This is a genomic window from Ruegeria sp. CDSB029 (genome assembly GCF_059611125.1).
Window position 1 is genome coordinate 112,039 of the sequence record NZ_JBXWOX010000010.1, and the last position, 25,138, is coordinate 137,176.

Annotated in this window: 20 protein-coding genes; 12 read left to right on the plus strand and 8 right to left on the minus strand. The window is 58.4% G+C overall.

The features are described from left to right. Position 1 precedes the first annotated feature (1 nt). The 6 genes from AC2FI8_RS13885 to AC2FI8_RS13910 all read right to left on the minus strand — a co-directional run bounded on the left by AC2FI8_RS13885 (position 2) and on the right by AC2FI8_RS13910 (position 7,190). Positions 2 to 1,306, minus strand: a complete 1,305-nt coding sequence (locus AC2FI8_RS13885) for an NAD(P)/FAD-dependent oxidoreductase (RefSeq protein ID WP_496779601.1) — start codon at positions 1,304 to 1,306, stop codon at positions 2 to 4. After that, entirely contained in the window at positions 1,303 to 1,977 is a 675-nt protein-coding gene (locus tag AC2FI8_RS13890) for a TetR/AcrR family transcriptional regulator (RefSeq protein ID WP_496779603.1), read from the minus strand. The genes AC2FI8_RS13885 and AC2FI8_RS13890 overlap by 4 nt, the downstream gene beginning before the upstream one ends. Then, entirely contained in the window at positions 1,978 to 3,528 is a 1,551-nt protein-coding gene (locus tag AC2FI8_RS13895) for a trimethylamine methyltransferase family protein (protein WP_496779605.1), read from the minus strand. A 2-nt stretch (positions 3,529 to 3,530) separates the two neighbouring features. Next, complete coding sequence (locus tag AC2FI8_RS13900; protein WP_496779607.1) at positions 3,531 to 5,933, minus strand: GcvT family protein; 2,403 nt, start codon at positions 5,931 to 5,933, stop codon at positions 3,531 to 3,533. A 112-nt stretch (positions 5,934 to 6,045) separates the two neighbouring features. Beyond that, a complete protein-coding gene (locus AC2FI8_RS13905; RefSeq protein WP_496767132.1) occupies positions 6,046 to 6,675 on the minus strand; it encodes a glutathione S-transferase family protein in 630 nt (209 codons plus the stop codon). Between the two features lie 17 nt (positions 6,676 to 6,692). Beyond that, positions 6,693 to 7,190, minus strand: coding sequence for a class I SAM-dependent methyltransferase (locus AC2FI8_RS13910; RefSeq protein ID WP_496767133.1), 498 nt, complete (start codon positions 7,188 to 7,190; stop codon positions 6,693 to 6,695). A 233-nt stretch (positions 7,191 to 7,423) separates the two neighbouring features. Between AC2FI8_RS13910 and AC2FI8_RS13915 the strand changes: the two genes are divergently transcribed. From AC2FI8_RS13915 to AC2FI8_RS13935, 5 genes are read left to right on the plus strand one after another with little or no spacing between them, the layout of a single operon-like run. After that, a complete protein-coding gene (locus AC2FI8_RS13915) occupies positions 7,424 to 9,196 on the plus strand; it encodes an ABC transporter ATP-binding protein (RefSeq protein WP_496779609.1) in 1,773 nt (590 codons plus the stop codon). Then, positions 9,189 to 11,099 (plus strand): ABC transporter substrate-binding protein, encoded by a 1,911-nt coding sequence (locus AC2FI8_RS13920; protein ID WP_496779611.1) that lies wholly within the window; start codon positions 9,189 to 9,191, stop codon positions 11,097 to 11,099. The genes AC2FI8_RS13915 and AC2FI8_RS13920 overlap by 8 nt, the downstream gene beginning before the upstream one ends. A 14-nt stretch (positions 11,100 to 11,113) precedes the next feature. After that, the gene (locus AC2FI8_RS13925) at positions 11,114 to 12,142 is read left to right on the plus strand and encodes an ABC transporter permease (protein ID WP_170561146.1); all 1,029 of its coding nucleotides are present in this window, start codon (positions 11,114 to 11,116) and stop codon (positions 12,140 to 12,142) included. Then, complete coding sequence (locus AC2FI8_RS13930) at positions 12,139 to 13,293, plus strand: ABC transporter permease (protein WP_496767134.1); 1,155 nt, start codon at positions 12,139 to 12,141, stop codon at positions 13,291 to 13,293. The genes AC2FI8_RS13925 and AC2FI8_RS13930 overlap by 4 nt, the downstream gene beginning before the upstream one ends. Then, positions 13,290 to 14,645 carry a CoA transferase gene (locus AC2FI8_RS13935; protein ID WP_496779613.1) on the plus strand — a complete coding sequence of 452 codons (1,356 nt, stop codon included), beginning with the start codon at positions 13,290 to 13,292 and terminating at the stop codon, positions 14,643 to 14,645. The genes AC2FI8_RS13930 and AC2FI8_RS13935 overlap by 4 nt, the downstream gene beginning before the upstream one ends. 88 nt (positions 14,646 to 14,733) lie before the next feature. Here AC2FI8_RS13935 and AC2FI8_RS13940 read toward each other — a convergent pair whose 3' ends face one another. After that, positions 14,734 to 17,109, minus strand: coding sequence for a mechanosensitive ion channel domain-containing protein (locus AC2FI8_RS13940; RefSeq protein WP_496779615.1), 2,376 nt, complete (start codon positions 17,107 to 17,109; stop codon positions 14,734 to 14,736). 357 nt (positions 17,110 to 17,466) lie between these two features. Here AC2FI8_RS13940 and AC2FI8_RS13945 point away from each other — a divergent pair, with 357 nt between their 5' ends. The 7 genes from AC2FI8_RS13945 to AC2FI8_RS13975 are packed head-to-tail and all read left to right on the plus strand — an operon-like array spanning position 17,467 to position 23,964. After that, on the plus strand, positions 17,467 to 18,681 hold the full coding sequence (locus AC2FI8_RS13945; RefSeq protein WP_496779617.1) for a glycosyltransferase family protein: 1,215 nt from the start codon (positions 17,467 to 17,469) through the stop codon (positions 18,679 to 18,681). Further along, complete coding sequence (locus tag AC2FI8_RS13950) at positions 18,678 to 19,925, plus strand: glycosyltransferase family 4 protein (protein ID WP_496779619.1); 1,248 nt, start codon at positions 18,678 to 18,680, stop codon at positions 19,923 to 19,925. Before AC2FI8_RS13945 ends, AC2FI8_RS13950 begins: the two co-directional genes overlap by 4 nt. Further along, positions 19,925 to 21,001: a glycosyltransferase family 4 protein gene (locus AC2FI8_RS13955; protein WP_496779621.1), complete on the plus strand. Its 1,077-nt coding sequence runs from the start codon at positions 19,925 to 19,927 to the stop codon at positions 20,999 to 21,001. The genes AC2FI8_RS13950 and AC2FI8_RS13955 overlap by 1 nt, the downstream gene beginning before the upstream one ends. Continuing rightward, entirely contained in the window at positions 20,998 to 21,582 is a 585-nt protein-coding gene (locus AC2FI8_RS13960) for a histidine phosphatase family protein (protein ID WP_496779624.1), read from the plus strand. The genes AC2FI8_RS13955 and AC2FI8_RS13960 overlap by 4 nt, the downstream gene beginning before the upstream one ends. Further along, the gene (locus tag AC2FI8_RS13965; protein WP_496779626.1) at positions 21,579 to 22,721 is read left to right on the plus strand and encodes a glycosyltransferase family protein; all 1,143 of its coding nucleotides are present in this window, start codon (positions 21,579 to 21,581) and stop codon (positions 22,719 to 22,721) included. Before AC2FI8_RS13960 ends, AC2FI8_RS13965 begins: the two co-directional genes overlap by 4 nt. Beyond that, entirely contained in the window at positions 22,718 to 23,473 is a 756-nt protein-coding gene (locus tag AC2FI8_RS13970) for a polysaccharide deacetylase family protein (RefSeq protein WP_496767141.1), read from the plus strand. Before AC2FI8_RS13965 ends, AC2FI8_RS13970 begins: the two co-directional genes overlap by 4 nt. Before the next feature lie 14 nt (positions 23,474 to 23,487). After that, positions 23,488 to 23,964 (plus strand): class I SAM-dependent methyltransferase, encoded by a 477-nt coding sequence (locus AC2FI8_RS13975; RefSeq protein ID WP_282152660.1) that lies wholly within the window; start codon positions 23,488 to 23,490, stop codon positions 23,962 to 23,964. Here the strand turns inward: AC2FI8_RS13975 and AC2FI8_RS13980 are convergent, their stop codons facing one another. Next, entirely contained in the window at positions 23,965 to 25,104 is a 1,140-nt protein-coding gene (locus AC2FI8_RS13980) for an alpha-D-ribose 1-methylphosphonate 5-triphosphate diphosphatase (protein ID WP_496779628.1), read from the minus strand. It lies immediately after the preceding gene. Positions 25,105 to 25,138 lie beyond the last annotated feature (34 nt).

The following is a 25,138-nucleotide window of genomic DNA, read 5'->3' on the forward strand; positions in this document are numbered from 1 at the left end:
GCTACCCCAGTACAGAAAAACTGCTTTCTTCGTTGATGGGTCGCTTGCGGGAATAGAACCCGACATCAATGCTCCGCCCGATATAGGGAAGTTCATATTGCAGCGGCTGCGCGTCGTGATCCGCGCCACCTTCGCAATACGCGATCAGGGCGGTCATCATCTTGCCCGCGATCGGAGCATTCTTGTACTGGTTCCCGCTGGTCCCGCAGGCCATGTAGAACCCCGGAAGGCTGGATTTGTCATAGATCGGAATCCAGTCTGTGGATGCGTCATACAGGTCCACAACTCCGCGTGTTTTAGACGGGATGCCAAGACTTGGGACGCGCTGTGCATACCGCATGGCCTGCGTTGTCCACTGGTCGGTGAAATCGTGATTATAGTTCACATCGTCTTCGCACCATTGATGCGGATCGCATTCGGGGTCTTCCGAGCCAACCAGAATGTGGTTGCCGTGCTCGGGTCGGCAATAGCAGGCAATATCGCTGTCCGAGACAATCGTTCCGTCGTTTTCGAAATCAAACCCCTCGGGTGCGGGGACGTGCACAACCTCTTGCCGCAAGGGGCGGGTTTCGATCGTCATGTCATCCAGAACACCCGCCATCTTATTGACGATCGCCGAGCCGGGGCCTGCGACGTTCACGACGACTTTCGAGTAGATTTCTTCGCCCGAGGCAAGTTTGACACCCGAAACCCGACCGTCGCTGGACAATATCTCAACCACTTCGGCACCAGTGCGCACTTCTGCGCCATGCAGCTTGGCAGCATCCACCAAGTTCTGCGCCGACAAAGCCGGGTCCGTGACGTATCCCGCCTGCGGCCAGAACACACCGCCCTGCATCTTGCGCCCGTTCGGGTGCCCGAATTCCGGATCATCCATCCGGCGCGCCGGTGTGAAACTGTCCTGCGAGTAGATCGGCAGGCGCTCACTGACTTTATCAGGTGACCATTCTTCGAACGGGCAATCCAGATCGGCGCTGTTCTTCATGTGCTTTTCAAGCCAGCCATTGGCATCAGTCTTCATGACGAGACAGCCGGTCTCGCGGAATTGCGCCAGATTAGCATCCTCGGGCAGGCCGAGGTAGTCGGCCCAATCGCGCCAGTAGTGGTAGCCTTCCCACGCAAACGCCGTTCCGTCGAAGGTCGAATAATGCATGCGGATTATGGCGCAGGATCCGGCAGTCGAGCCGTGACCGACTTGACTGTTTCGGTCCAGCGACAGGGTTTTCCAGCCCGCTTTCGCCATTTCAAAGGCGATGGCCGCGCCGATCACACCGGTTCCGATGATGATTGCGTCAGATTGACTCATGAGGCTTCTCCCTTCCAATAGCGCGTTGAATAGGCGCTGAATTCTTCAACTTCTTCGGGCTTGGGCTCAACCCCAGTGAAGACATAAAGGTAATGCGGAACCATTGCGATCCGCGTGGACATTGGTTCGTTCAACTGGGCCAGATCGTACCCGATCTGCATGTAGTACAGAACGCGCGCGCGGGTTTCGGCCTCAACTTCGGAATAGCCGTACCGCGCGAACATGGCGTGAAGCGCTTCGAGCCTGCGCGCATCCGACTGATCGAGCGCCCGGCGTACTTTCCCCGATTTGCGCGCCCAATCCCGGACGGCAAAATCCAACGCGGTATCGAACAGTTCAGCATTCACCACGCAACGATGCACGTTGCAGACGGCTGCGGTTATCGTATCCGCTGGGGCCTTGGCCTGCGCAACCAAGGCCGCTGTATTCGTCGCATGCCAGCGCGCCAGCAGGGCGTCCAAAAGCTCTTGCCGGGATTTGAAGTACCAATAGAAGGACGACCGCGACACGGCCATCCGTTCAGCCAGGTTCAGGACTTTGATCTGGTCCACACCGTCTGAGATCAGCACATCCATAGCCACGTTCAGCCAGTCGTCACGCGTGACCTTAATGTTGCCAACCAAGGGTTCAGCTTCGGGGTCATCCCGGTGCAGGATGGGTTTTGTGCTCATTCAACTCTCCGGCGGTGCGCCGCCCTCAGCCGTACGGCGGGTAATATAGTCTCGCAAGGCACCAATGCGGTCACTGTCTGTGGGCGGGGCCTTAAAGTCATTCACAATGCCTTTCCAAACCCTGGTTGCGCGATGATTGGCATCCACTGATCCGCGTTCCGTCCAGGTTCCGAAATTTGCGTAACCGTGCAAATGCGGTTCATAGAATTCGGTGTTGTAGCGCTCCATCGTCTGGCTCGAGGCAAAGAAGTGCCCGTTGGGTTCGACCTCGCTCAGCGCTGTATCGAAACCGATCTCAGCTTTGCCCGCCTGCGCCCCCGCGCACAGTTCGGCGACCATGTTCAGGACCTCGGCGTCACAGATCATTTTCTCAAAAGAAACGGTCAAGCCACCCTCGAGCCAACCGGCCGAGTGAATGATTACCGTCGCCCCTGCCATCAGACAGCCCCAAAGACCAAACTGGTTTTCATTCGCCGCCTGTACATCGTTGATGTTCGACGCTGATCCGGCAGCTGACCGCCAAGGCAGCCCAAGGTGCCGCGCCAACTGGCCTGCGGCAAGCGAAGCCTGGAAATGTGAGGGTGTTCCAAATGCGGGCGCACCCGATTTCATATCTACGTTGCTGGTGAACGTGCCATAACACACCGGCGCACCCGGTTTGGTCAGCTGTGTCAGCGTCAGCGCCGCCAACGCCTCAGCATGTGAAAGCGTTATTGCCCCGGCCACTGTAATCGGGGCCATCGCGCCCATCAGGGTGAACGGCGTGATGATCGACATCTGTCCATTGCGAGCGAAATCAATCAGCCCCTGCGCCATCGGAATATCCAGCGTGCGCGGGCTGTTCGTATTGATGATCGTATAGCAATGTGCGCCCGCCTGAAACTCATCGTCCGACAGCCCCCGCGCGATAGACAGCATTTCAAAGCAATCCATCACCTGCGGCGTCCCGCGTGAGAAAAAGAACGGGAACTTGTCGGTCAGCTCCATCTGCGCCTGCGTCGTGAAGTAGTGGCGCAGGTTTGTTGGAACGTCTTGCGGTTCGACCTGAGGCGAGATCATCTGGAACACATCAAAATGGTGCGTTAGCTTGAGGAACTCCAGATAGTCCTGCCCCGATGCCGGGCGGCGGCCGCGTTCAAGATCTGTCGCGTTCGGTGCCCCTGCCCCCGGCTGAAACACCAAACTACCTAGCTCAAGTGTGAAGTCTCTGTGTCGCGCGCCTGCATGGCACGCAATCGACTTTGGCGCTGATGCAACAGCGGCCTCAACAATGTCGCGGCCGATAAACACCATCTCGGTATCTTCATCCACACGCGCGCCTGCTTTCGCAAAGAGACGCCGGGCTTCCGGAAGCAGGCATTTGACGCCCAACTCCTGAAGTGTTCGCAAGGCCGTTTCGTGCATGTCCGCAATCTGATCCGCCGGGAACACCTCCATCAACGGGAAGGGATTCTTCAACTGGCGATAATTCACGTTCCGACTCGGCGCAGGGGCTGCCTCGGCGCTTCGCCCGCGCCGTCGTCGCCCGCGTTCGGGTGTTTGCGACTTCATCGTCAGCCCCTCATCGCTTTGCCTTGAGGATCATAGGGCGAAGGTGCGATGACCCGCGCCGAGCGCTCAACGCCAACTACGTGCACCGACAATTCTGTTCCCGGCTCGGCCTTTTCGCGGGTGACCAACGCCATTGCCAGCGACTTTCCAGTGTAGTGTCCATACCCGCCCGAAGTGACGAAGCCCACGCGCTCATCGCCTGCCCAAACGGGTTCGTATCCGCTGGCGTCCGCGTCTGCGGCGTCCACTTCCAGTGTTACCTGAACCTGCGCCGGACCATTGCCGTCACGTTCTGCGACTGCCGCATCCTTTCCGACAAAATCCTTGCCCCAGTCGATCCAGCGATCCATTCCGGTCATGCCCGGAGTGTAGAGCTGCGTGAATTCTGCAGACCAGATGCCAAAACTCTTTTCCAGCCGCGTCGACAGCATCGCGTTGAAGCCACATTCGCGAACACCTTCATCTGCCCCGGCCTCCAGCAACATACGGCGTAGCTTGATGTGGTCTCCGTAGCGGCAGTTGATCTCGTATCCTTTCTCGCCGGTCACAGACATGCGGGCAACACGTGCGCGAACGAGCCCGATGTCGAAATCACCGCAGCCCATGAATTTGAGGTCCGAGATGTCCTGTTCGGCCAGTTTTTCCACAACCGCTTGCGATTTGGGACCGACTACGGCGAAACCGCAATATTCCTCGCCCAGATCCCGGACAGTAACGCCGTCGATCATGTGATAGTCAAACCAGCGCATGTGCCAAGCCCGCAGGTAATAGCTGCCCATGATCCACCAGGTACCATCGCCCCAGTTCAGAACGGTCAAGTCCCCCTTGAGCCGCCCATTTTCACCCAGCATAGGCGCCAGCTTTGCGCGACCCGGCGCAGGTAGTTTCGAGGCCATGACTTTGTCGAGCCACACTTCTGCATTTGGTCCCGAGACCTCGAACCGCGAAAAGCCCGAAATGTCCAGCAATCCCGCGCCTTCGCGGATTGTCTTGCATTCCGCGGCGACGATGTCATGCGCGTTCGAGCGCTTGAGCGTCGGTGTTTCCTCGAACCCTTTCGGCGCGAAATACAGCGGCACTTCAAGATCCCAACTGACGCCCCATTTGCAACCCGCATCCGTCATCGCGTCGTGCGCCGGGGCCATCTTTAGCGGTCGGCCCGCGGGCAATTGCTCGTTCGGGTAGGTCATAACAAAGCGCCGGGAATAAAACTGGCCCGTGGTTTCACGGATGTATCGCTTGTTCTGCGCAAAATCACCAAAGCGCGCCACGTCCATTGGCCAGGCATCCGCCTCGGGCTCGCCATGGATCATCCATTCAGACAGCGTTTTGCCGACGCCCCCGCCCTGCAGGAAACCTGCCATAACCGCGCAGGCCGACCAGTAGCCGCGCTTGCCCGGCACCGGACCGACCAGCGGATTGCCATCGGGGGCAAAGGTGAAGGCACCGTTTACCCAAGTCTTGATGCCTACGTTCTGGATCGACGGATAGCGTTCAAAGCCAAGCGTCAGCTCGTTCTCGATCCGATCAAGCTGTTCCTGAAACAGCTCCTCACCATAATTCCAAGGCGCGCCGTCCATGGCCCAGTGTTCGTGATCCACCTCATAAATCCCGACCAGAACGCCTTTCTGGTCCTGCCGCATATAGGTGAACCCCTCGAGGTCCACCGTCATCGGCATTTCGAATTCGGCTTCAGCGACCTCGGGGACTGTATCGGTGATCAGATAGTGGTGTTTCAGAGGAGACACCGGCAGCTCCACTCCGGCCATACGCCCTACTTGCTTGGCCCAAAGGCCAGCGGCGTTAACCACGTGTTCACAAGTGATTGTGCCCTTGTCGGTGATGACCTGCCAGCCATCATCGGTCTGGATCAGCTCCTCGACCTTGGTTTCCTCATAATACTCAGCACCGCGTTTTTTGGCAGCCGTCGCATAAGCCTGCACCGTGCCGGTTGTATCGATATAGCCCTCGCGATCAGCCCACATCGCGCCCAATACGCCGTCGGTGGACATGATGGGGCAACGTCTTTGCGCCTCTTCCGGAGAAAGCAACTCGCAGTCGTCAATGCCGATGGATTGGAAAATGCGATAGTTCGCCTGCAGCCATTCCCACCGTTCTGGCGTACCCGCCAATGTCAGACCACCGGTCATGTGCAACCGGATATTCTGACCAGACTCCTTTTCGATCTCGCTGAGCAGATCGATTGTATAGGCCTGAAGCGACGCCATGTTTGGGTCCGCATTCAGAGCGTGAATGCCGCCAGCCGCATGCCAGGACGAGCCGGACGCCAGCCGCCGCCGTTCCAGCATGACCACATCTGTCCAGCCAAACTTGGCCAGATGATACAGAACCGAGGCGCCCACAACGCCGCCCCCGATGACCACAACGCGATACTGAGATTTCATACTGCGCTCCCCTGTATGACTAAGGAAGGACGCTAGTGGCACTGTTCACTTCTGTCTAGACATTTCTGTACAGTTCCGCGCAAGCGAAGAACTGGCCTCGGGCCAGCAGTTTCTAGAGCTGAGCGCTGGGACGGGATGCGACCTTGTCGAACCATGCCAAAGTGGCTGTATTTTCTTGTGGAATCCGTTTCTTGATCACGCGGGCAAAGTCCACAAAGACAAAGGTGGAAATGTCCGCGAGGGTGAAGTCGGCACCTGCGATAAACGCACTTTCGCCCAGCCGCTGTTCGAGCAGCGAAAAGAAATGATCAACCCGCGCGGACCCTCGCTGAGCCAATTCCGGAATTTGCCGGTGATTCACCGGACCCGGAATCGCCCTGTCCGCAAAGGCCGGATGCGTGTTGCGCAAGGCCTCGGCAACAGGCATGCCGCCCTGTTGTTCGACAATGCTGTTCCACATCAGAACCTGTCCCTTTTCATCGGGTGTGCGCCCCAATAGCGATGGCTCGGGAAACCGCGCCTCAAGGTAAGCGGCGATCCCAAGATTCTCGGTTAGCGTGCTGCCCTCATCCGTCACCAACACGGGGACAGTTGCATTCGGGTTCACCGCGCGAAATTCGTCGCTGAGTTGCTCACCTTTGCCGATCGAGATTTCTCGGGTTTCGATATCCAAACCCTTTTCGGCAATGAACATGCGCGCGCGCCGCGGGTTGGGGGCCGTGGAACAATCATAGAAAAGCATTGAGGTTCCCTTCCAGGTCAGCGGCGGTAGATAAAACAGCGACCTTTGACGGCCCCTTCGGGAAGGGAAACTTCGGTCAAGGTATCGAAATACATCCGGTCGCTGGACACCATCAAACCACCCTCGGCTAATAGCGGCTCGATCAATGGTGAGACAAATCTGGCGAAGTCGTCGTTCTTTTTGCGGTTGTGGCCGCCCAAGTCCGCGTGGATCAGACTGGCCGTGGCTCCGAACCGATCCACCGAGGCCGGTAGTGTTTCTCGCACATCCCCCAAAATCACCCGATCTGCGGGCGGCGTGGAATCCGGATGCGACGCCACGGCGCGCTCGAACACATAAACAGGTCGACCTGAAATATACTGCACCATGTGATGATAGGTGCGCCCGTTGCCCAACCCCAGTTCGAACACTGGCCCAGGCATTCCTTTGGTTTCAGAGATGGCGAAATCCAGACAGGCCCGTTGGGACACCATACGGTCGATGAACAGATCCAGGCGGCTTTGGTTGTCGGGCACGGGGAAATCTCTCCTTGATATCAGTCAGCTCATGATTTGGGGCCGACACCGCATGTGATGACAAATCCTCAAGGATTTGTGTAGGAAAATTGGCCTAAGTTTCACATTTTCGCGACAATTCGGCCCAAGAACGGGTTTGACTACACAGGCACAACCGCGCGAGACTAAGTCAAAAAACACAGGGAGTTGAATACGCCGATGTCGAACCACGGACGAACGGGTGGAAAACCCGCATGACTGCGTTGTTGTCCGTCAGAGACCTCAGCATCGGTTTTGGTGCGGGCGACTCAGTTGTCAAAGGTGTCAACTTTGATGTCGAGGCTGGGCAGACATTGGCTCTGGTCGGTGAATCCGGATCGGGAAAAACCATCTCGTGCAGGGCGGCCTTGCGTATTCTGCCACGTGCCGCGCAAATCCGCAGTGGCACGATAACCCTGAACGATTCAAAAGGCTTCGAGGATCTGACCAAGATCAGCGAACGCCAGATGCGCGACATTCGCGGCAATCGGGTTTCGATGATTTTTCAGGAACCGATGCGATCACTATCCCCGTTGCACAAGATCGGCAATCAGGTCAGCGAGGTCTTGTGGCTGCATCGGAGCGCGTCCGAAGCGCAAGCCCGCAAAGAGGTCCTGACCCAGTTCGAACGCGTGGGCTTTCCTGATCCGCAACGTGCGTATGATTCTTACCCGTTCGAGTTGTCGGGCGGCATGCGCCAGCGCGCCATGATTGCGATGGCAATGGTTTCCAAGCCGGAACTGCTGATCGCAGATGAGCCGACGACCGCGCTGGACGTAACGACACAAGCGCAAGTGCTTGGTCTGATCAAAGAACTACAGCGCGAGACAGGAATGGCTCTGATCCTTGTGACGCACGATCTTGGTGTGGTTGCCAATATGGCAGAACAGGTCGTTGTCATGCACAAGGGTCGCGTGATGGAGGCAGGGGCAGCCGCCCCGATCCTAAGCGCCCCGGCGCACCCCTACACACAACAATTGTTCAACGCGGCCCCTGCAATTCCCGACGAAGATTCGGTCGGGCTGCCGATGCCGGACGAGGACCTCATTCTACAGATGAAGGGGGTGTCCAAGACCTACACTATGCGGTCCAGCAGGGGCTGGCAGGGGGACAAGCTGATCTATGCCTGCCGAGGTGTGGACCTGAATCTGGCCCGCGGCAAAACCCTGGCAATCGTCGGCGAAAGTGGCTCGGGCAAAACAACGGCAGCGCGGATCGCCCTTGGCGCGGAACTGCCCGACCCGGGTGGCGAAGTTCTGTTTCGCACCGCGCCAGGCGAAGACCCGATCACTGTACACCACATGACCCGCTCTCAGCGCACGGCCTTTCAACGCAAGGCGCAGATGGTGTTTCAGGACCCGTACAGCTCTCTCAGCCCACGGATGCGCATTCAGGACGCTCTGACCGAACCACTGGAAATTCATTCCATCGGTTCGACTGCCGAACAGCGGGACAAGGCTGTAGAGATGCTGCAGCGCGTCGGACTGAATGGTGATATGCTCAAACGCTATCCCCATGCCTTTTCCGGCGGACAGCGGCAACGCCTGTCAATTGCGCGGGCGATGATGCTGGACCCGCAGCTGATTGTCTGTGACGAGCCCACTTCGGCACTGGATGTATCTGTTCAGGAACAGATCCTGACCTTGCTGGAAAACCTGCAGGACCGGTTGAACCTGTCCTACCTGTTCATCTCGCACGACCTTGCGGTTGTCGCGCGCATTGCCGACGAAGTTGCCGTGATGCGCCGGGGTCTTGTCGTCGAACAGGCCCCGCCCGAGACGCTGTTTTATAACCCCCGACACCCTTACACCAAGGCGCTGATTGCCGCCCAACCAGAACCCGACATCAACCGGCCCATCGACCTTAAACTGGTTGCGTTGGGCGCTGGTTCACCAGACAGTTGGGATGACACCTTCCGATTTACGGACTCCGTGATACCCTCACTGGTAGAGATGGAGCCCGGCCATAAGGTACGATGCCATGTTTAAAACCACTCGCCCGCTTATTCTGGCTGCCACGTTGGCTGCCACTTTGGTCCTGCCCGCCACGGCAGGAACACCGACCCCTCAAGAAAGCGAATTCTGGAAAGCCGAAGTAAACGCCGGGAACCTGCCACCGGTCGCAGAGCGCCTGCCAGCCGAACCTCTGGTCGTGGATCTGGCCGCCAAAGGCCGCGAGTTTGGTGCCCCCGGTGGTACCCTGCGCACCATGGTGACCCGGTCAAAAGACATCCGCCAGATGGTTGTCTATGGGTATGCGCGACTGGTTGGGTTTGACGAAAACTACGAGATTGTCCCCGATCTGTTGGAATCCTATGAAAATGATGGGAACCGGAAATTCACACTGCATCTGCGTGACGGGCACAAGTGGTCCGATGGATCGCCGTTCACATCCGAAGACTTTCGTTATTGGTGGGAAGACGTTGCCAACAATGAAATGCTCAGTCCTTCTGGCCCACCTGACTTCCTGATTGTTGAAGGTAAAACGCCAACCGTGACCTTCCCGGATGAGACAACTATTGTCTTTGAGTGGGAAAACCCAAATCCTGATTTCCTGCAATCGCTGGCCCAAGCGCGCCCGCCATTCATCTACCGGCCGTCTGAATTCCTCAAACAGTATCACGAGAAATTCGCAGATGCTGAAGACCTCGCCTTTCAGGTCGAAGACGCACGGGTCAAAAGCTGGGCGGCGCTGCACAACAAACTGGACAACCTCTACAAGTTCGACAACCACGAACTCCCGACGCTGCAGCCTTGGCTGAATGCAAGTTCGGGCAAGAAGATCCGCCACAATTTCGTTCGCAACCCATATTACCACCGCATCGATTCCAACGGCGTTCAGTTGCCTTATATCGACGTCGTCGAGATGGAAATCGTCGCTGCTGGCTTGGTCGCGGCCAAGACCAATGCTGGCGAGACTGATCTGCAGGGGCGCGGTCTGGCGTTTCGCGATGCATCTATCCTGAAAAAAGGTGAAGCAGGCGGAGACTACAAAACCTTGTTGTGGAAGACCGGTGTCGCATCACAAATCGCGATCTACCCGAACCTGAACTACTCGGATGAGGTTTGGCGCGACGTTCTGCGCGATGTTCGTGTTCGGCGGGCGCTGTCCTTGGCTATCGACCGCAAAACCATCAATCAAGCGCTCTATTTCAAGCTGGCCCATCCCGGTGCGATGTCCGTTTTACCCGCGTCTCCGTTCTATGACGAGGAAAACGCAAAAGCCTGGGCGCAGTATGACGTTGAGATGGCCAACGCCCTACTGGACGAAGCTGGCCTGGCCGAGCGCGATAAAAACGGCATTCGCCTGCTGCCGGATGGCCGCCCGATGGAATTGATCATCGAAACCGCCGGTGAAAGGCAAGAAGTTGAGAACGCGCTTCAGATCGTCACCGATACATGGCGTGAAATCGGTGTGGACCTGATCATGCGCCCACTGGACCGGGACATTCTGCGCAACCGCGTATTTTCAGGCAACACCATGGCCTCAGTTTGGTTCGGCTGGGATGACGGTATACCGCAGGCGCACACATCCCCTGCTTATTTGGCCCCCACGGATCAGGTGTTTCTGGCCTGGCCCAAATGGGGACAATTTTACCAGACCGGCGGCGACGTTGGTGAAGCGCCTGACATGCCCGAAGCCGAGCGTTTGATGCAACTGGCACATGATTGGGAGGTTGCCACCACCGACGAAGAGCGCAAGGCAGTCTGGACCGAGATGTTGAAAATCCACGCTGACCAGCTTTTCGCCATCGGAATTCTGAACGGCGCACCGCAGCCTATCGTAGTGTCCAACCGTCTGCGCAACGTGCCCGAGCAAGGCATGTGGGCATGGGAGCCCGGCGCACATTTTGGCATTCACCGCCCCGACGAATTCTTTTTCGCCGACTAATCAGGAGCAGCTAAATGGTAATGCTGCGCTATGCGGTGTATCGCTTTTTTACGATGCTGCTGACTTTGCTGGTGGTGTCGGTTCTGATCTTCGTGATCATCAACCTTCCACCCGGCGATTATCTGAGCAATCAGATCGCGGAATTGCAGGCATCTGGCCAGTCCGCCGGGGTGGCCAAGGCCGAGTTCCTGCGCGCGGAGTACGCTCTGGATCGTCCCGTATGGGAGCAATACTTGATCTGGATGGGCTTCTGGCCCGGTCCGCACGGGTTCGAAGGCCTGCTGCAAGGCAACTACGGCTGGTCCTTTGAATTCGACCGCCCCGTGGCCGAAATCGTTGGTGATACTTTGTGGCTGACGGTTGTGGTCAATCTGGCCGCTATCCTGTTTGTTTACGCCGTTGCCCTGCCGCTGGGTGTCCTCGCTGCAGCAAAATCGCGGACCTGGATCGACTATACGTCGGCCTTTGTTGGCTATCTTGGTCTGGCGACGCCCAATTTCCTGCTGGCGTTGATCCTCTTCTACTACGGCCACCGTTACTTCAACCTGCCTATCGGCGGCCTGATGGACCCATCGTTCGAAGGCCAGCCCATGAGCTGGGAAAAGTTGAAGTCCATTCTTGTCCACCTGATCGTGCCGACCTTTGTCATTGGCACATCTGGCGCATCAGCCATGATGCAGCGCCTGCGTGCGAACATGCTGGATGAACTGGGCAAACCTTATGTGGAAACGGCCATTGCCAAGGGTATGGCGCCATCGCGAATGCTGACAAAGTATCCGCTGCGCGTGGCGTTCAACCCTTTTGTTGCAGATATCGGGAACCTGCTGCCGTCGATGGTATCCGGATCGGTTCTGGTGTCGGTCGTGCTTGGCCTGCAAACCATCGGCCCGACCTTGCTGACCGCACTCAAAACCCAGGACCAATTTCTGTCTGCCTTCATTTTGATGTTCGTGGCCTTGCTGACACTGATCGGCACCATGATCTCTGATATCTTGCTGGTCATGCTGGACCCGCGTATTCGATACGAGGGGCGTGAAGCGTGACCAAACACACCGACGGTCGCTTTGTCGACGATGCACCTTTCGACGCGGATGCCGCCCTGCAACAGTTAGAGCGCGCCGATCTGGACGCACCCAACTGGGTTCTGGTCTGGCGGAAATTCAAAACCCATAAGCTGGGTTTGATTTCAGGCGTCTTCCTGCTGTTCTGCTACCTGATGCTGCCCTTCGCTGGATTCATCGCCCCCTACGGTCCGAATGAACGAAACGGCGAACACCTTTACGCCCCACCACAAAGCATCAATTGGTTCCACGATGGCTCCTTCATCGGCCCGCATGTCTATCCGATCGTGGCCGAAGCTGATCTTGAGACCTTTCAGTGGAAATTCGTGCCCGACACAGAAGACCCTCGCCCGATCCGCTTTTTCTGCGAGGGGACCGAGTACAGGCTTGCTGGGCTTGTAAAATCGGACACCCACCTGTTCTGCGCGCCAGAGGGCGCGACACTGTTCCTTTGGGGATCCGATCGTCTGGGCCGCGATGTGTTCAGCCGCATTCTATACGGTGCGCAGCTGTCGCTGACTGTCGGCTTGATCGGCATTTCGGTATCGTTCACCCTTGGCATCTTTTTTGGATCAATCGCGGGGTATTTCGGCGGCAAGATCGATTGGGTCATCAACCGCGTGATCGAGGTTTTGCGCTCGCTACCTGAACTGCCGCTGTGGCTTGCTCTATCGGCAGCGGTGCCCTCAAACTGGAGCCCGGTTGCTGTTTTCTTCATCATCTCGATCATCCTCGGGATTCTCGATTGGCCCGGCCTCGCCCGTTCGGTACGCGCAAAATTCCTGTCCCTCAGGGAAGAAGAATACGTCCGCGCCGCCGAGATGATGGGTGCAAGCTCGGGCCGTGTCATCCGTAAGCACTTGCTGCCGAACTTTATGTCTCACCTGATTGCCTCGGCCACATTGTCAATACCGGCCATGATCCTCGGGGAAACCGCGCTCAGCTTCCTGGGTCTTGGCCTGCGGGCCCCGGCCGTCAGTTGGGGTGTGATGTTGAACGATGCGCAGAACCTGGCCTCGATCGAGATATACCCCTGGACGGCAATCCCGATGCTACCGATTATCGTGATCGTGCTGGCCTTCAATTTCCTGGGTGACGGGCTGCGTGACAGTCTGGATCCATACCAGCAATGAGCTTGATTTCAGCCCTTCCTGCAACTGACGGATACCGCAAAACGGGCGCCGGGGCTTGGTCCAGCGTCTACGCGGTATCTGAATTGGCGACGGCAACCTTCGGCGCGGTGGGTCAGGAACTGGCTCGTCTGATGACGGCGCTGAACCTGTCGCCCAGTGCCCCGGATGTGTCTGTGGATCACCGGCTGGCCTCGCTTTGGTACCAATATTCCTTCAAGCCCAATGGTTGGGAGATGCCCAACCTCTGGGATGCGGTCGCGGGCGATTACCAGACTGCGGATGGTTGGATCAGGTTGCACACCAATCTGCCCCGCCACCGGGTGGCGGCACTTAAGGTCCTTGAGGTCAAAGCAGATCGAGACGCGGTCTCTCAGGCGGTGCGGCAATGGTCCGCCAGCGAGCTGGAATCGGCAATCGTGGCCCAGGGTGGCGTTTCCGCAGCCATGCGCAGCCGAGCAGTGTGGTTAGAGCATCCGCAAGGTAGGGCCGTGTCACGCGATCCACTAATCGGTTGGCACAGCCCGCGACAGATCAAACTGCGACACCGATCCGAGGCCACGGCTGAGCGCCCTTTGGCAGGACTGCGCGTCCTCGACCTGACACGCGTGCTGGCTGGGCCCGTCTCAACGCGAACCCTCGCTGGTTTTGGCGCTGACGTTCTGCGTGTCGACCCACCCTGTTGGGACGAGCCCGGTGTCATACCCGATATCTCTTTGGGTAAATCCTGCACTTACCTCGATCTGAAATCGCCCTCAGGTTTGGAAAAGCTGTACGAGTTGCTGTCTCAGGCCGATGTGTTCGTCCACGGGTATCGCCCCGGTGCTTTGGATGCGCTCGGCCTGACTAGGGCCAAGCGCGATGAACTGGCCCTTAACCGGGTCGAAGTCACTCTCGACGCTTATGGCTGGCAAGGTCCTTGGGCTGCGCGGCGCGGGTTCGACAGCCTTGTCCAGATGAGCGCAGGCATCGCGGATGCAGGCCGTGACTGGGCGAATGCGGACAAACCAACTCCGTTGCCGGTTCAGGCGCTGGATCATGCAACCGGCTATCTGATGGCCGCCGCTGTGCTATCCGCCTTGGCTGAGGCCGCCTCGGGGAATGCGATCATGCTGGGCCAGCTCTCTCTCGCGCGCACGGCTGAGTTGTTGGCCATTCTCGGCAAGTCCGACACGAAAGAGGTCATCACCGGTGCCAGTCCGTCAGACTACAGCCAAGCTCTCGAAGAATCTGGCTGGGGCGCCGGTCACCGCCTGAAACCTGCTCTGACCGTTGGCGAGGCCAAGATGTTCTGGGACAAGCCTGCACCTAAACTAGGCACGTCGGCTCCGGTCTGGGCCACGGCCATCACCTGAGCCAACCGCCGCGCGGTACGCGCGGCCCGGCCCAACGCTTTGGGTCACGTCTCGCCAGAGACGTTACCCAAAGGGGCGGGAGACCCCCTCAGCGATCATCACCACCCGGGCCGATATCGTCCAAATAGTCCTCGTCAATCGCAGCCTGCACAGCACCAGTGACAGCCTCTCGCTGCTTCGGCGTCAGATCTTCCGACTCCTTGCCCTCGGCCAACCGTACCGTGACTTCACGGTGCGCGAACTTGATGCCTTCGCGGGCGAACAATTCCCGGATGTCCTGATAGACTTTCTTGCGCACAAGCCATTGATCGCCCGGTTTGGTCATGAACTTGACCCGAATGATCATCGCAGAGTCTTGCATTTCGATCACGCCCTGCGACTTCAGCGGTTGGATAAAGTTGTCGCCGATCACCGGGTCGCTCAACAACTCTTGACCCAACTTCTTGATCAGCTTGCGCACCTTCTCGACATCGGTGTCATACGTCACCCGTAACGGCAGTTTCATGATCACCCAGTCGCGTGAATAGTTGGTCAGAACCTTGATCTCACCAAAGGGGATGGTGTTCAGCGCGCCCAGATGGTGACGCAGTTGGAACGACCGAACCGAGATCTTTTCCACCGTTCCCTTCACGTCGCCGATGTCGATGTATTCACCCTTGCGGAACGCGTCATCCATCAGGAAGAACGCCCCCGAAAAGATATCGCGGACCAATGTCTGCGACCCAAAGCCCACGGCCAGGCCCACGACACCAGCACCCGCGAATAGCGGACTGACATTGATACCCAATTCCATCAGGGCAATCAGCGCTATGGTCACAACAACTACGGCCAGAATGGCCCCGCGGAACAAGGGCAACAATGTTGCAAGGCGGCTTTGCCCACCTTCTCCGCCTTCATCGCCCAGCTCAGCCTCACCACCGCCGTCGTCGATTTCCTGCGCGATCTTCGAGTCGATCCAGATGCGGAAGAAATGGAACAGGATGTAACCCATGAAGAGGATCACCATCACGTCCAGCGCCCGCTCGATCGGCAGGTCCTCGCTCCAGCTGGCATCCGGATTCCAGATGACCACCAGCGCATATAGACCGACAACAAAAGCCAGAATACCGGCAACCCGCCGCGCCAGATCTTCGTAGGTCAGGATCGAGTGCTTGCGCATCTCGGCCTGCGGCGTTTCGATCACTTCAACCTCGGCATCCGCCTCATCAGCATCGGCATTCATTGCGTCCAGCTGGCTGTTGCGATTGAAGTACCGTTCCAGAAGATAGTTCATGGCCCCATAGGCAACCACGACCGACATGAAGATAGCATAGCTGCTGGCCACGATCGGGATCGAGTTTTGATTTTCCAGCACCAGGTCGACGGCCAGTTTGAACCAGCTGAACACCATGTAAAGGATCAGCACCGGCGCCCATGCGAACGAGATTAGGCGCAGAATCCACGACACCTGATCCGGTGATCGCCCGCCGCGGATAGCGTTCGAGATGGCGCGGGCGTTGAACAGGATCATCAGGACATTGCCGATCGCACCAAACATGGTCAGGCCGCCATAGACCAAGGCGTAGACGTTATAGTTCAGCCCAAAATCAGCGACCCAAGTGGCAAAAAGCACCACGGTAATGTCGTAGGTCGCCAGCGCCGAAGCCCAGATATACAGGCGTTTGGCGTCACGATCCGAGAAAGGCGGCAAGCGATATTGGCTTAGATACGGGGATAGAACCATGCGCCACAGATCAGACACGGTACGCGACAGGAAGAAGGCGGTAAAAATTGCTGTGACCGTGAACTGGATCGAGATGTCCTCAGCCTCACCGAAAAACACGAAACCGACGATAAGCGCCATCACCATTGCAAAGATCGTGGCGCCTATCCCCATCAGGAATCGGAACACCAAAAACGGCATCTTCTCGCGATAGCCTTGCGGATCTTCCTTGGATCGCGCGACGACGATTCGCTTTGCGATACGCTTGCCGTAGATTTCAATCGACAACCATCGTCCGATCAAAAGGAAGAGAACGTTCCAGAACAGGACCTCGACATAGGTCTGTATTCGACCATCCGGGCTGGTCTGACGCAGGATGTATTGCACCTCGAAGATCGAATAAGGCAGCGCCTGAAGCCGTGAATTCATCGAGTCGCGAAACCTCGAAAACCGCTCCTGCGCTTTCATAAGCTGCGAACCGTCGCCCATCGGATCCCCGGGTGCAGCCTCGGGGGTGGAACTATTTTGCGCGCCGGAGGACACGATTTGCCCGGCGCTGTCGATGACGATCACACTGGCACCGGCTTCGGTCGCGGAACGTATCGCCGTAGCCAGATCGCTTTCGCTGGCTGTTTCCGAGCTGCTGCCCCCGGCTGAGGGATACCCCGGTATCAGAGAGGTCTGCGCAACTGCACCGGTGACCAGCGCCAGAGTAAGGGACCAGATTACAAACGTTAATCCAGCCAGCAATGTTCGTGTCATCGGATATTTTTCCAGTTCGCCATTCGTAACACAGGTTATCGAAGCCCGGTGACGGGTTCAAATATTCAACCTCCGCAGCCTCAACATCGTGTCAGGCCGTGTTCCCCGCACCATGCTATGAACAGAAGTGTTTGCAACCCGGAAAAAACTGAATATGACCAACCAGACGCTACCATCATGACCGATGGGCAGGAAAATTGATGTAGAACAGGGCGCAGATGCGAAACCCACGGCTAAAATCGATACAAGCCGGTAACGACTGGTGAGATCAGTGATTTTGCACGAGGCTGAAAAAAATATATACGATACGGGTGCAAGCGCGCGGAGTTGCACCAGAACACTGAATTGGGCAAAGGCATGAGCCTAGGAAGTCAAAACGATACAACCGGCCGTGCGCCGCGCATCTTGTTCTACAGCCACGATACGTTCGGGTTGGGTCACTTGCGCCGATCCCGTGCACTGGCTGGTGCGATGACGCAGGCTGACCCATCGGCATCGGCGCTGATCCTGACCGGGTCACCCGTGGCCGGGCGGTTCACCTTTCCGCGTCGCGTCGACCACGTGCGTTTGCCAGGTGTGACCAAACGCGCCGATGGATCTTATGCATCCCAGACAATTGGAATGGGCATCGAGGAAGTGACTGAGCTGCGGGCGGGTCTTATCCAGACGGCGGTTCAGCAATTCGATCCTGACGTCCTTATCGTCGACAAGGAACCAACCGGTTTCCGCAGCGAGTTGTTGCCCACCCTGGAAATTTTGCTGCGGTCCCGCCGCACCAAAATGGTCCTGGGCCTGCGTGACGTTTTGGATGAACCCGAAGTGTTGGCCGCCGAGTGGGAGCGGAAAGAAGCCATTGCAGCAACCGAAAGGTTCTACGACGAAATCTGGGTGTACGGACTGCGCTCGATCTATGATCCGACCGAGGGCCTGCCGCTCAGCCCTTCCGCGCAGTCGCGTATCCATTGGACTGGTTATTTGCGCCGTGATCTTGGGCCGATAGGCGACCCGCCGGAACAACCTTACATCCTGATTACACCGGGCGGCGGCGGTGACGGCAAAGCCATGGTGAACCAGGTTTTGTGCGCCTATGAAAAAGATCCCAACCTGTCACCGCGCGCTGTCCTTGTCTACGGCCCCTTCCTGTCGGGCGAGCTGCGCGACGATTTCGAAACCCGCGTTGCTGCGCTGAATGGTCGGGTCACGGCTGTTGGCTTTGAATCGCAGATCGAAACGCTGTTTGCCGGCGCTGCAGGTGTGGTTTGCATGGGCGGCTACAATACGTTCTGCGAGGTGCTCTCGTTCGACAAACGCGCCGTCATCGTTCCGCGCACGACTCCGCGGCTGGAACAGTGGATCCGCGCCTCACGCGCCGAAGGTCTGGGACTTGTCAGAATGCTGGACGAAAACCGTGACGGGTTAACGGCGGACGCGATGATTGAGGCTATTCGCAATCTGCCCGATCAGCCCTTGCCTTCACAGGCAATCCGTGACGGCCTGCTTGATGGTCTGGACTATGTCACAAGCCGCATCGACGCGCTGCTTGGTGGGGAACGGGAACGAGCCACCGGATGACGTCAGGAAAACCCAAGCTCGCGGTGTTGGTCAAAGGATGGCCGCGCCTTTCAGAGACGTTTATCGCACAGGAACTGGTCGCCTTGCAGGACGCGGGCCACAGCTTTGACATCTGGTCCCTGCGCCACCCGACCGACATCAAACGCCACCCGCTGCATGACCGGTTTAAGGGGCAGGTTCACTACCTGCCCGAGTACCTGTACGAAGAACCTGATCGCGTCTGGGCCGCGCGCCACCTCGCGCAGACCCTACCCGGCTATACCGAGGCTTATAAGGTCTGGCGCTCTGATCTGCGGCGCGACCCGACACATAACCGCATCCGGCGTTTCGGGCAGGCCTGTGTTCTGGCCGCCGAGTTGCCTGGGGAAACGCAGGTGATGTATGCGCATTTCATGCACACGCCGTCGTCGGTCGCACGCTACGCCGCCATCATGCGCGGCCTGCCCTGGAGCTTTTCGGCACACGCCAAAGACATCTGGACGTCACCCGACTGGGAGAAAGCCGAAAAACTGCAGGCCACCACGCATGGGGCCGCTTTTGGCGCAACCTGTACTGCCATCGGGGCCGAACACTTGCGAAGTTTGGCCGATGATCCGGCTCGGGTCGATTTGATCTATCATGGCTTGGACCTGAGCCGTTTTCCCGATCCGCCGACCCGCGCAGCTCGGGCACCGGATGGGCCGTTTCACATGCTCTCCGTCGGTCGTCTGGTCGAGAAGAAGGGCTTTGATCGCCTGATCGATGCGTTCGCCATGCTACCCAATTCGCTGGACTGGCACTGGACACATATTGGCGGCGGTGCGCTTGGTGATGCGCTGCGCGAACGGGCTGAGGCCCAAGGTATCGCAGACCGGATCACCTGGAAGGGGGCCTGTGACCAGCCCGAAGTGATCGAGGCGATGCGTACATCTGATCTGTTCGTGCTGCCCAGCCGGATCGCGGCTGACGGAGATCGCGACGGGTTGCCAAATGTTCTGATGGAGGCTGCGTCGCAGCTGTTGCCGATCCTGTCGACACCGGTTTCCGCCATTCCGGAATTCATAGAAACCGGGACGCATGGCGTTTTGTCCGATGACAACCCGGCCGCACTTGCCAGCGCGATCACCGAATTGGCCGCCGCTCCTGAGCGTACTGCATCTATGGCCAACGCTGCCTATTCCCGCTTGATCGCCGAGTTCCGTATGGACCCCGGCATAGCCCTGTTGTCCAAAAGGCTCAGCGCGTTGGGCGCGGGCAAAGACTGATGGCCCGCGTCGCCTTTTTCTCACCGATGAAATCACCGGACAGCCCGGTGCCGTCGGGAGACAGGGAAATGGCGCGCAATCTGATCAGGGCGATCGGGGCACAGGGCGATGAGGTCAATCTCGTCTCGGAATTGCGCATTTATGACAAAACGGGCGATCCGGCGGTTCAACAACGTCTCTGCTCTGACGCCGATGCCGAATCCCGGCGACTGATCGCGGACATGATCCACGACACGGATTTGTGGGTGACCTATCACAACTACTACAAGGCCCCCGATCTGCTGGGCCCTAAAGTGTGCGCCGCTCGAGGCATCCCTTATGTGCAATTGGAAAGTACCCGTGCAACCAGCAGGTTACGCGGCCCATGGTCCGGCTTTGCACAAGCCGCACATGAAGCCTGCGACGCGGCGAACGTCATTTTTTACCACACGGCCAACGATCTAATCACGCTGGAACGTGAAAAATTCGAGGATCAGCGTCTGGTCGAATTGCCGCCCTTTTTGCCAATCTCGAGCCTGCCGCCCGCTTCCTCATGTGACGGGCCAATGCTGGCGGTGGGAATGATGCGGCATGGCGACAAACTGGCGTCGTACCAACTGCTGGCGCAGGCCCTGTCGCATTTAAACGGGGATTGGGCTTTGGATATTGCAGGGGATGGACCTGCGCGGGCTGAGATCAAAGACCTAATGGTGCCGTTTGGCTCGAAGGTGCGGATTCTGGGGCAACTGGATCGCGACGCCTTGCAAAACATATACGCAAATGCATCCATCTTGGTGTGGCCCGGCGTGAATGAGGCATATGGCATGATTTACCTTGAGGCGCAGGCCAGCGGAGTTCCGGTTGTTGCGCAGAACAGGCCCGGTGTCCGCGATGTTCTGGCGCCGGCCAACTATCCCGAGGTCGAAGCAGGACCCGAAGCGCTTGCCGCCAGGCTACAGACGCTGATTGGCGACCCTGCCCTGCGTCGTTCGCTTGGTACGACAGCCCAGGGATACGTGTCCAACCGCCACCTGATGCCCGCCGCAACCGAACGGTTCTGGCAGGCTGCGCGGCCTTTGATCGGAGGCACCGCATGAGCCAACTTGCTCTTTTGCGTCACGGCCACACCCATTGGAATCGCGCAGGCCGTATTCAGGGCCGCAGTGACATTCCGCTGGACGAGGACGCGCGCACTGAACTGGCCGGTTATGAGCTTCCCGATCCGTGGAACAAGGCCGCGCTCTGGTCCAGCCCCCTGCAGCGCGCCAGCGAAACCGCCGCATTGGTCGCGGGGCGCGAGCCTATCGTGTCCGAAGCCCTGACCGAGATGAACTGGGGCGATTGGGAAGGCAAGCGCGGCGTTGACCTGATTGCAGAAGCAGACAGCGGATATCGCCATATCGAGGATTGGGGCTGGGACTATTGCCCACCAAACGGCGAAAGCCCGGCGGACGTGCGGGCGCGATTGCAACCCTGGCTGGGCAGTTTGCAGGGCGACACCGTCGCCGTGTGTCACATTGGGATCATGCGCGTCATTCTGGCCTCGGCCTGGGGATGGGACTTTGACGGCACCGCCCCATTCAAGATCAAGCGCAACCGCCTTTATGTCATTGATCTGGAGAGTTTTCAGCCTCAGCCCGAACCGGTTCGCCTGCTGCGACAGGGGCCCCGCGAATGAAGGTCATGATTGTTGTCACCCACCTGCTGGGCACCGGGCACCTAAGTCGCGCGTTGACGCTGGGCCGAGCCTTTGTCGCGGATGGGCATGATACCTTCGTGGTCTCTGGCGGGATGCCTGCTCCTCAATTGGACACGTCCGGAATGACGTTGTTGGGACTGCCCCCTTTGCGCTCGGATGGCACTGATTTCACCCGTCTTTTGACACAAGCCGGAACGGTGGCGGATGAGGGGTATTTCGCGGCGCGCAAGACTGCGCTGGTTGAAGCAATTCGCAGCTTTGCACCGGATGTTCTGATCACCGAGCTTTATCCGTTTGGCCGCAGGTCTCTGGCAGGTGAATTTTCAGCCGCGTTGGAGACCGCTCGTGAAATACGCCCGCGCCCGATAATTCTGGGATCGATCCGTGACATTCTGGCACCGCCGTCAAAACCCTCAAAGGCAGAGCGGGCGGAGCAGGTTATCGCAGAGCATTACGACGGCATCCTTGTCCATTCGGACCAGAGCGTTGTCCCGTTGAACGTCAGTTGGCCTGTGTCTGAGCAACTGGAGGGCCGCCTGTTTTACACGGGTTTCGTGGCTCCACTGGCCCCAGCACCGCACAAGGATGCAACCGGCAAAGGCGAGGTGCTTGTCAGCGCAGGCGGCGGTTCGGTTGGGCAGCCGATCTTTCGCGCGGCCATCGAGGCCGCCCGAAAGATGTCCAACAGGCACTGGCGCCTGTTGGTCGGCGGACAGGATGCAAAGGCACGCATTACCGAACTGCGGAAGCAAGTGACGGATGCCCCTGTCACTTTGGAACCGGTGCGGCCCGATTTTCGCCAGATGCTGCCCCACGCGGCGGCTTCGGTCAGCATGTGCGGCTACAATACAGCATTGGATATTCTGCAAGCAGGAACCCCTGCAGTGTTCATTCCATTTGATGATGGCAATGAGGTCGAGCAGAGCCTCCGCGCCCGCACCCTTGCGGAAATGCCCGCCATAGATATCATCTCAAGCAAAGAATTGAACGGAGATCTACTGGCCCAGGCCGTGGGCCGCGTGATTTCATCGGAAACTCGTCCGGTCTCAGATCAGGGGTTCGATGGCGCAGCGCAATCCGTACGCATCGCCAAAGGACTTTTGGAGCGCCGCAGATGAGTGTTGACTGGCGCAGTTTGTCGGATGAGTTGGATATCTGGCTTCAACAAGGACTGGCACTGCCTTTGTGGTGGCGCGACGATGATGCGGTATCCACAACGCCGCAGCTTGATCGCTTGACCGCGATGTCAGACCACCTTGAGGTGCCCGTTCATCTGGCGATCATCCCCCGCGATGCCCAAGACACGCTGATCGAGTATGTAACTGCCCAGCCAAACTTGATCCCGGTCGTGCACGGTTGGGCCCATCAGAACCACGCACCACCGGATGAAAAGAAATCCGAATTCCGCCTGCACCGGCCCATGGACGATATCACTGGGGATATCGGTTCAGGGATATCGCGGCTGCGCACCCTGTTTGCAGATCGATTGTGCCCGATGTTCGTGCCGCCATGGAACCGCATAGCGCCAGAGGTGGTTCAGGAATTGCCCGCAGCGGGGTATCGTATCTTATCGACCGCCACGCCACGGTCCAGCCCGCAGGCAGCGCCCGGATTGGCCCAGATCAACACGCATCTGGATCCAATCGACTGGCGCGGATCACGCGGACTGGCCGACCCGGACATGTTGATCGCCAAAACCACTCTGCTGCTGCAAGATCGCCGCGAGGGTCGCGCGGACAACGCCGAGCCCTTTGGCATCTTGACCCACCATCTGGTTCATGATGAGGACATCTGGGCCTTTACCCACGACCTGCTGCACCGGCTGCTGAACGGGCCGGGCTTTGTCTGGTCAGCCCCCCAAGCCGATTGAAAACGGAGATCTGAATGAGCCGACTGGATTCCATGCTGCGCCGCCTGACCGCACAACGTGACGGTTTGAATTGGGCGGTAGATCAGATCTCGGGTATGGCAGGCGACGTGCTGGATATGGGCCTTGGAAACGGGCGCACTTATGATCACCTGCGGGAAATTCTGCCGGATCGGAGGATCTGGGTCATGGACCGCGTGCTGCAGTGCCATCCGTCCAGCACACCGCCAGCGGAAGATTTTTTGCAAGGTGAGGCCGAGCCGATGCTGCAGAAGCTGGCAGAAGGTGGACCCAGGATCGCTTTCGGTCACTACGATTTCGGGCGGGGTGTCAAGGAAGAAGACGTTGCCGAAGCCGCGCGCCTCAGCCCTCTGATTGCGCAGGTGATGTTGCCCGGTGGTCTGCTAATCTCGGGCCAACCTTTGGTTGGCTTTGAACAGATAAGCGGCCCGGACACCATCGCGCCGGACCGTTACTTGTTCTACAGGGCCTGATCAGGCTACGCGCCGTCCGCGCGACCAAACGCCATTCAACGCAGGAGTGCCTTCGCGCATCCGGAACCGGATGACGTCCGCCCGGGTGCCCGCCCGCAACTCACCACGATCATCCAGCCCAACGACCTCTGCCGGTGTCTTTGTCACGGTTTTCAAACCGCGGGCAAAATCACCCCACATCTCGCCCAGTTTCACAGCGGACAGCAACAATGCGGAGGGCACATAGTCCGAGGACAGTATGTCGAGATGGCCCAACTGTGCCAGTTCATGCGCAGCGACATTGCCGGAATGCGACCCGCCCCGGATCACATTGGGTGCGCCCATCATCACCTTGATACCGTGGTCTTGGCAGGATCGCGCGGCCTCGACCGTGGTCGGGAACTCGGCAAGGGTGATCCCGTGACCGGCCGATACGCGCACCTGTTCGTCCGTCGTGTCATCATGGCTGGCCAGCATTGCACCAAACCGTTTGGCTGCTTTTACCGTCTCAACCTCGTGCAGATCACCATAGCGGTCGCGCATCGCCTTGAGGTCGGCCACGTGTTGCAGAAATCCATCGCCCTCAAGCCCCAGTTTGCCTTTCAGATACGCTTCCAGTTTCGACATATCGCGGAACTGTCGTTGTCCGGGCGTGTGGTCCATGAGTGAGACTAGGCCAACACGGTCTTCGGGCCCAAATTCGTTTAATTCTTCGGCCAGGGTTTCCGAGCAGACCTCGGCCCGCAAATGCAGAAAATGGCTGATCTTCAATGCATCCTGTTCCCGTAACTGCCACAGCTCATGCGACAGACCGCGCGCGTATTTGACATAGCGTTGCCCGGACGGGATCGAGCCTATCCGCATCGCGTCGAACACGGTCGTGATCCCGGTACTGGCCAGTTCGGCATCATGGGCCAGAATAGCGGCGGCATGAGGCCAGTCGACCTTGGGCCGCGGCTGAATGTGGCGCTCAAGATTATCGGTGTGCAGTTCGACCAGACCGGGGCAGACATAATCGCCTTCGCAGTCAATTGCACCAGCGGGAACAGTTGCGCCGGTCGCGACCTCAGCAATCGTATCCCCCACAAACCGAAGGCTGCCCACGACCGTCTCATCGGGAAGAACAAGCGTGGCATTGGCAAGTATCATTTCTTCTGTCATCTGAACTTCACAAGGTTTGAGCTATTGGAAAGGC